Raw genomic sequence first — 2,367 nt, 5'->3', positions numbered from 1 at the left:
CTTCAGCCCGGTGACCTCACCCAGCCGATTGCGCAGCTCCACCGCGGTCAGCGAGTCGAACCCCAGGTCGGAGAAGGATTTGCCGGGGTCGACGGCGTCGGCGGTGGCGTGGCCGAGCACTCGGGCGATCTGGGCGCGGACGAGGTCCAGCAGCATCTGCCGGGCTTCCGAGTCGCCGCGTGCGGCGATCCGTTGGGCGAGCCCGGTCGCGGTGGCGCCGGTGGCGGCCGGGGCGCGTCGGGTGCGCTGCCGGATCAGCCCGTCGAGCAGGGCAGGGATGTCGCCGTGGGCGCGGATCGCGGCCAGGTCGAGGCGGGCGGTGAGGTAGCCGGGGCCGCCGGCGGCGAGTGCGGCGTCGAACAGCGACAGCCCCTGCTCGTCGGTGAGCACGGGCAGGCCGGATCGGGCGATGCGCTGCGCGTCGGCGTCGGACAGCGCGCCGGCCATGCCGCGCGCCCACGGTCCCCAGGCCAGGGAGGTGGCGGGCAGGCCACGTTCGTGGCGGTGCTCGGCCAGTGCGTCCAGGAAGGTGTTGCCCGCCGCGTAGTTGCCCTGCCCGGCGGCGCCGAGGATGCCGGCGACCGAGGAGAACAGCACGAAGGCGTCCAGGTCACGGTCGGCGGTCGCCTCGTGCAGATGCCACCCGGCATCCACCTTCGGCGCCAGCACAGCCGCGAGGCGCTCCGGGGTGAGCGAACCGATCACCCCGTCGTCCAGCACCCCCGCCGAGTGCACCACCGCCCGCAGATCCGGCAGAGAGGCCACCAGTTCCCGCACCGCATCCCGGTCCGTGACGTCACACGCCACCACCCGGGCACCCAGGTCCGCCGCGAATTCCGCCGCCCCCGGAGCGTCCGGTCCGCGGCGGCTGGCCAGCACCAGATCGGTCACGCCCCGCCCGGCCAGGTGCCGGGCCACCACCGCACCCAGCCCGCTCGTGCCACCGGTCACCAGCACCGTGCCCTGCGCGGGCCACGCAAACGGCTCCCCGGCCCCGGCCGCACGCACCAGCCGCGGCGCATAGGCCGCGCCGTCACGCAGCACCAACTCCGGCTCCGCCGAGGCCAGCGCCGCCACCGGCACCTCACCGTCGCACTCGATCAGCGCGAACCGGCCCGGATTCTCCGACCGGGCCGAGCGCACCAGACCCCGCACCGCCGCACCCGCCAGATCACCCGGCCGGGTGACCAGGACGAGTTTGCTGGCGGCGTACCGGTCGTCGGCCAGCCATTCCTGCAGCAGGGTGAGGGCGCGGGTGGTGGCGGCGTGCGCGGACGCCGGCAGGTCGCCTTCGCCGTCGACGTGGGCGACCACAACGGCGGGCACGTCGCTGAGTTCGCCGGGGGTGTCCACCACCGCCACGGATTCGGGGGTGTGGCCGGGCAGCGGCACCTCGGTCAGGTCGAGGAGGTGCAGCGGTTCGGCGGCGGCGCGCACCGGGCGTACGGCCAGGGTGTCGACGGCGACCACCGGGGCGCCCTGCGGGTCGGCGGCGGTCAGCGCGACGGTGTCGCCGTCCCGGGTGAGCCGCACGCGCAGCGCGGTGGCGCCGGTGGCGTGCAGGGTGACGCCTTGCCAGGCGAACGGGACGGCGGCGTGGTCGTTCCCGGCGGCGGTGTCCAGGCCGAGGGTGTGCAGCGCGGCGTCGAGCAGGGCCGGGTGCAGGCCGTAGCCCTGCGGGTCGACGGGGAGTTCCACGTCGGCGTACAGGTGCTCGTCGTCTTGCCAGGCGGCGCGCAGGCCGCGGAAGGCCGGCCCGTAGCCGAGCCCGGCGGCGGCCAGGGTGTCGTGCAGGCCGTCCACGGTGAGCGGGCGGGCGCCGCTCGGGGGCCACACGGTCGCGTCGAAGCCGGTGTCGGTCGCAGGCGCGCCGGTGGCGAGGGTTCCGGTGGCGTGCTCGGTCCAGGCGCGTTCGCCTTCCGGCCGGGAGCGGATGGTGAAGGCCGCGCCGCTGAGCAGCACCTGGAGTTGGACGCCGCCGCGGGCGGGCAGCATCAGCGGGGTGGCGAGGGTGAGGTCGTCGACGTGGTCGAATCCGGCTTCGTCGCCGGCGCGCAGGGCGAGTTCGACGAAGGCGGTGCCGGGCAGCAGCACGGCGCCCTGCACGGTGTGGTCGGCGAGCCACGGCTGGGCGTGGCGGGACAGGCGGCCGGTGAGTAGCAGGTCGCCGTCGGGGAGTTCGACGAGCGCGCCGAGCAGGGGGTGTCCGGCCAGGTCGAGGCCGGCGGCACCGATGTCGGCGGGGCGTCCGGCCTGCCCGGTGGGCCAGAAGTGTTGGTGCTGGAACGGATAGGTGGGCAGCTCCACCCGGTTGCCCCGATCCACCACCACCGACCAGTCCACCGGCACACCCGACGTCCACGCCCG

At 75.7% G+C, this 2,367-nt stretch carries 1 protein-coding gene; it reads right to left on the bottom strand.

All coding sequences use genetic code 11. The features are described from left to right. Window positions 1–2,367: type I polyketide synthase (locus IEY73_RS32510; RefSeq protein WP_189083189.1), on the bottom strand; the 2,367-nt coding region annotated here is incomplete at both ends.

Origin of the sequence: Mangrovihabitans endophyticus (assembly GCF_014646155.1) — a bacterium.
Lineage (GTDB): Bacteria > Actinomycetota > Actinomycetes > Mycobacteriales > Micromonosporaceae > Actinoplanes > Actinoplanes endophyticus.
Note: the sequence above shows the minus strand (reverse complement) of the source record. Positions and strands in the feature narration are given on the sequence as shown.